This is a genomic window from Aquabacterium sp. (assembly GCF_004297345.1).
GTDB lineage: Bacteria > Pseudomonadota > Gammaproteobacteria > Burkholderiales > Burkholderiaceae_C > Aquabacterium.
Window position 1 is genome coordinate 1 of the sequence record NZ_SCTN01000498.1, and the last position, 5,553, is coordinate 5,553.

General features: G+C 62.4%; 6 protein-coding genes. 2 read left to right on the forward strand and 4 right to left on the reverse strand.

Annotated features, from left to right (window positions below):
• On the reverse strand, window positions 1-1,509 hold a 1,509-nt coding region (locus tag EPO09_RS19140), incomplete at its 3' end, for a U32 family peptidase (RefSeq protein ID WP_290645632.1).
• Window positions 1,510-1,612: 103 nt separating this feature from the next.
• Between EPO09_RS19140 and EPO09_RS19145 the strand changes: the two genes are divergently transcribed.
• Window positions 1,613-2,419: a DUF1624 domain-containing protein gene (locus EPO09_RS19145; protein ID WP_290645634.1), complete on the forward strand. Its 807-nt coding sequence runs from the start codon at window positions 1,613-1,615 to the stop codon at window positions 2,417-2,419.
• Window positions 2,420-2,498: 79 nt separating this feature from the next.
• Window positions 2,499-3,170, forward strand: coding sequence for a ribose-5-phosphate isomerase RpiA (gene rpiA, locus EPO09_RS19150; RefSeq protein WP_290645636.1), 672 nt, complete (start codon window positions 2,499-2,501; stop codon window positions 3,168-3,170).
• A 44-nt stretch (window positions 3,171-3,214) separates the two neighbouring features.
• Here the strand turns inward: rpiA and EPO09_RS19155 are convergent, their stop codons facing one another.
• The 3 genes from EPO09_RS19155 to EPO09_RS19165 form a co-directional block, all read right to left on the reverse strand.
• Window positions 3,215-4,513 carry a TIGR03862 family flavoprotein gene (locus tag EPO09_RS19155; RefSeq protein WP_290645638.1) on the reverse strand — a complete coding sequence of 433 codons (1,299 nt, stop codon included), beginning with the start codon at window positions 4,511-4,513 and terminating at the stop codon, window positions 3,215-3,217.
• A 2-nt stretch (window positions 4,514-4,515) separates the two neighbouring features.
• On the reverse strand, window positions 4,516-5,133 hold the full coding sequence (locus EPO09_RS19160) for a glutaredoxin family protein (RefSeq protein ID WP_290645640.1): 618 nt from the start codon (window positions 5,131-5,133) through the stop codon (window positions 4,516-4,518).
• Between the two features lie 19 nt (window positions 5,134-5,152).
• Window positions 5,153-5,553: M3 family metallopeptidase (locus tag EPO09_RS19165; protein ID WP_290645642.1), on the reverse strand; the 401-nt coding region annotated here is incomplete at its 5' end.

The window sequence follows — 5,553 nt, forward strand, 5'->3', positions numbered from 1 at the left end:
ATCGCGGCGCAGGGTGTTGACGGCAGAGGCCGGCACGAACCAGGGCTGGCTGGTGGCCAGTGTCACGTCGTTGGCCGAGAAGATGGTGGCGCCCAGCTTGCCCAGGTTTTCGTGCAGGCTGGCTTCTGATTTCTCGGCGTTTTGGGGCGCCTGTTTGTCGCAAGCCACGCTGGCCTCACCCACGTTGCCGTTTTCGTCGGTCACGCTCAGGCGCAAGCCATCGGCCGTGTCGCTCAGGCTCATCCATACACCGATGCGGCGCTCGGACGACTTCTTGGCCAACTGGTTTTCCCAGGAGCGGTCACCGTTGCGGTTGATGGCCACGCCCACCTTCAGATCCTTGAGCGTGCTCATGTCTTCATTGGGGTACACGCGCCAGATGCGGCCGGCCTTGCCGATGGGCTCGACCACATTGATCTTCATGCCCACGATGTCCTTGGTCAGCGTCAGGTAGTTGACGCCGTCGCCGTTGCTCATGCCCGCAGCTTGCTGCTCTTCGTTCAGGGCGATGTCGAACCACTTGTCACCGATCTTGGCGACTTCGCCAAGGGGCAAGCCCAGGAACTTGGGAGACTCGAACGCGCCGATGTCTTCCTTGCGTCCATTGACGAAGTAGTCGGTGGCGCCGCGGTTGAAGTTGCGATCGGGATCTGGCTGGAAGTAGAACGTGCATTGACCAGATGCTGCAGGTTGCAGCTCGGGGCGGGCTTCAAGGATCTCGTCGAGCAGCACGCGGTAATGCGCCGTGATGTTCTTGACGTAACCCATGTCCTTGTAGCGGCCTTCGATCTTGAAGGAGCTCACGCCCGCGTCGATCAGGGCGTTGAGGTTGGCACTCTGGTCGTTGTCTTTCATCGAGAGCACGTGCTGCTCAAAGGCCACGACCTGGCCTGCGCCGTCCATCACGTTGTAGGGCAGGCGGCAGGCTTGCGAGCAATCACCGCGGTTGGCACTGCGGCCCGTGTGCGCATGGCTGATGAAACACTGGCCGCTGTAGGCCACGCACAAGGCGCCGTGGATGAAGAACTCGATGGCGCAATGCGTGTTGGCCGAGATGTCCTGGATCTGCTTGAGCGTGAGTTCGCGCGCCAGCACGATCTGGCTGAAACCGCTGTCTTGCAGGAACTTGGCCTTTTCAACGGTGCGGATGTCTGTCTGGGTGCTGGCATGCAACTGGATGGGGGGCAGATCCAGCTCCAGAATGCCCATGTCCTGCACGATGAGGGCGTCCACACCGGCGTCGTACAGCTCCCAGATCAGTTTGCGGGCTGGTTCCAGCTCGTCATCGCGCAAGATCGTGTTGAGCGTCGTGAAGATCTTGCTGTTGTAGCGGTGGGCGTGCTGCACCAGCCGGGCGATGTCGGACACCTCGTTACTGGCGTTGCTGCGCGCGCCAAACGAGGGCCCACCGATGTAGACCGCATCCGCGCCATGGTTGATGGCTTCGAAGCCGATCTCGACGGTTCGGGCGGGGGCAAGCAGTTCAATTTCGTGGCGGGCGAGGGACATGAGGCAAGGTGCGAAAGAGCAAACCGCCGATACTATCGCCATGCGCTCCTCAAAAGGCCATTCCCCTGCAGATTCAAGTAGTTCGGCATCCCTTGAAAGCGGGATGCCGCGTGGTCGCGTTGCATCTGGTGCAAGCCGCTACGACCGGCTGGACGCCTTGCGCGGTTTCGCGCTGATCTGGATGGCGTTTTTCCATTTCTGCTTTGACCTGAGCAACTACCGCTTGCTGGACGCCAATTTCTACAGCGATGCGCTGTGGACCAATCAGCGCACCTGCATCCTCTCGCTGTTTCTGCTATGTGCGGGGGCAGGGCAGGCCGTGGCAACGTCTCAGGGGCAAAGCTGGCAGCGTTTCTGGCGCCGCTGGGCGCAGGTCGTGGGCTGTGCCGCCTTGGTGAGCCTGGGCAGCTGGTTCATGTTTCCCAACAGCTTCATCTACTTTGGCGTGCTGCATGGCATGGCCGTGATGTTGATCATCGCGAGGCTGACGGCGCCGTTGCGCGCCTGGCTGTGGCCTATGGGCTTGCTGGCGATCGCCTTGCCGCGCTTGGTGGCCGAGCCCTTCTTTGACTCTCGCCTGACCAACTGGGTGGGCCTGGTCACGCACAAGCCCATCACGGAAGACTACGTGCCCATCCTGCCCTGGCTGGGAGTGATGTGGTGGGGGCTGGCTGCCACGCAGTGGATCCTGGCGCATCGGCCGGGTTTGTTGTCCTGGGCGATCGCATCAAGCCAAGGGAAAGCCCTTGATTCAGGCGACAATGGCGACCTGGTTGCCCCCATGCGTCAACTCAGGCAAAGCCTGGCCTGGCTGGGCCGCTGGAGCCTGACTTTTTATATGGTGCATCAGCCTGTGCTGATCGGTGGCCTGATGGCGTGGATGACGCTCACCGGACGGCCCATACCTTGATGGCGCTGCGATCCGTGTTGGATCGCCGGCTGCTTTGTTCGCTGACCTCTTTGCCGACTTATCCCCAATGACTTCCGCCATGACCCAAGACGAACTCAAGACCCTGGTGGGCCGCGCTGCCCTGGATTACGTTCAACCCGGCAGCATCGTGGGTGTGGGCACGGGCTCGACGGTCGACAAGTTCATTGACGCGCTGGGCGAAGCCTTGAAGGCTGATCCTGCGCGTGTGGCCGGCGCCGTGTCCAGCTCGGTTCGCAGCACGCAGCGCCTGGAAGCGCTGGGCATCAAGGTGCTGCCGTCTGAATCGGTGACGGCTTTGGGTGTCTACATCGACGGGGCAGACGAGATCGATCACCAGGGCAATATGGTCAAAGGGGGCGGTGCCGCCTTGACCCGCGAGAAGATCGTCGCCGATCTGGCCGAGAAGTTCGTGTGCATCGCCGACGAGTCCAAGCTCGTGCAGACGCTGGGCAAGTTCCCGCTGCCTGTCGAAGTGATCCCGATGGCCGCGGCGCAAGTGATCCGCGCGTTCGCCAAGCTGGGCGGTACAGGCAAGGTGCGCGAAGGCGTGACGACCGACAACGGCAATGTGATCGTGGACGTGACCGGCCTGAGCATCAGCGAGCCCGCGCAGTTCGAATCCGACATCAACCAGTTGCCCGGTGTGGTGACGGTTGGCGTGTTCGCTCGCAACAAAGCTTCGGTGTGCCTGCTGGGCACAGCGCAGGGTGTCAAGACGCTGAGTTTCTAAGCGGCGAGGCGACATGCAGATGTCGCCGATCCGTGTAGAGGGCCTCAGCTTTGGTCGCGCAGATAGCGCCAGGCACCAGCACCTGCGGCTCGCCCTGAGGCCATGCTGGCCGTGAGCAGATAGCCGCCCGTGGGCGCTTCCCAGTCCAGCATCTCGCCGCAGCAGAAAACGCCTTCCCGGCTCTTCAACATGCCATTCGAATCCAGCGATTCGAAGGTGAGGCCACCCGCCGTGCTGATGGCCTCGTCGATCGGGCGAGCCCGGCACAGCGTGAGCGGCAGGGCCTTGAGGCGCTCGGCCAGCGTGGCTGGGTTGTTCAACTCTTGCGGCGTCAACAACTCATGCAGCAAGGCCATCTTCAGGCCTTGGATGCCGAGCCGGCTCTTCAAGTGCGTGGACAGGCTGCGTGGGCCTCTGGCGCGCGATGTTTCCGTCAGGACTTGCTGTGGCGTATGCGAGGGCAAGAGATCCAGATGGATGGTGGCTTGGCCTGATGCGTCGATCTGGTCGCGGATGCGGGCCGAGAACGCGTAGATCAGGCTGCCTTCCACACCAGTGTCCGTGACGACAAATTCACCTTGCTGTCGCGTTTCCTGGCCTTGCTCATCACGCATGGCAATCAGCACGGGCTTGATGGGCTGCCCTGCAAAACGCTCACGCAGGTGCATGCTCCAGCCTTCGCGCTGCAGGCCGGTTGGTGCCACGTCAAAGCCGCAGTTGGAAGGGCGCAGCGGTGCGATGGCCGCCCCTGTATCCGCCAGGTTCTTCACCCAGGCGCCGTCCGAGCCCAGTCGGGCCCAACTGGCACCGCCCAGCGCCAGCACGGTAGCCGAGGCGTGATGCACGGCTTCACCTTGCGGTGTGGTGAAGCGAAGGCCACCGTCATCGGTCCAGCCCTGCCAGCGGTGGCGCATGTGGAAACGCACACCCGCCTGACGCAGGCGATGCAACCAGGCGCGCAGCAGCGGCGCAGCTTTCATGTCTGTGGGGAAGACGCGGCCTGACGTGCCCACAAAGGTCTCGATACCCAGGCCCTGGGCCCAGTCGCGCAGATCCGCTGGCGTGAAGGCTGACACGAGTGGCTCCAGATCACCTTGCCGCTCGGCAAAGCGCGTCATGAATGTATCGAGTGCTTCAGAGTGCGTGAGGTTCAAACCACCTCGGCCAGCCAGCAGGAACTTGCGTCCGACCGAGGGCATGGCGTCATACAGATCGACGCTGGCACCCTGGTTGGCCAGCATTTCCGCGGCCATCAGGCCTGCGGGGCCGCCACCAACGATGGCGACAGACGAAGTCGAGGGCGACGTGCGCTTGGCCGTCGCTTCAGGGGATGGATTGCTCAAAATCAGAACCGGAAACCAGGCGGCGAAGTGCCCGCGGGTGCATTGTTGTTGGAGTCCGTTCCGGGAACGGCTTTGCTTGGCGCGGATGAGGCCTTGGGCGAAGCCGGCGCCATCGGTGCCATGGGGGTGGCTTCAGGCTGGCGGTAGTTCAGAGGCAACACAGACTTGGCTGGATAGCCTGCTGCATCGACGTAGCTGGTCCACTCCGCCTGGTTGTAGCCAAGCAATTGCTTCTGGCCGATGCGGGCCGATGGCAATTGATCCGTGCCCTCCTGCTTGAGGTAGGCGCGTGCGTCGTCCGACGTTGCCACTGTTTTTTCCACGAAGGGCACGCCGCGCTCCTTGAGCATCTGGCGTGCGACATCGCAGGCATTGCACTTCGGGCCGGTGAACAGGCTCACGGGATAGCGACCGACCACGCGTTGCAACTCGTAAGGCAGGCCTTCTGTCGATGCTGTGGCGCCATTGGCCTTGATGGCCTGCACGGGTTTGTCGCTGGGCGCGCGGTCCGTGTAGGTGATGCGGCCGTCAGGACCGACGACCTTGTAGAGCGCCCAGGCAGGTGTCGTCACCTGGCAGGCAAATGCGGCCAGCAGCAGGGAAAGTACAACGCGATGCATCTTGTTCCTGTCTTGTTGATCAGCTCATGCCTTGGTGCCGCAGCAGGGCGTCGATCTGGGGCTCGCGGCCGCGGAAAGCCTTGAAGTTCTCCATGGCCGAGCGACTGCCACCTGCTTCCAGAATGGCATTCAGGTAGCGGCGGCCCACTTCCGGATTCAACACGCCCGTGGCAGGTGTGGCGGCTTCTTCGAAAGCGGCATAGGCATCCGCAGAGAGTACCTCAGCCCACTTGTAGCTGTAGTAGCCCGCGGCGTATCCACCTGCAAAGATATGTGAAAAGCTGTGCTGAAAACGGTTGAATGCGGGCGGGATGTTGACGGCCACTTCCTGGCGCACTTCGTCAATCACGCTTTGCACATTGCTTTCACGGCCTGGCTCGGCATGCAGGCGCATGTCGAACAGCGAGAACTCGACCTGGC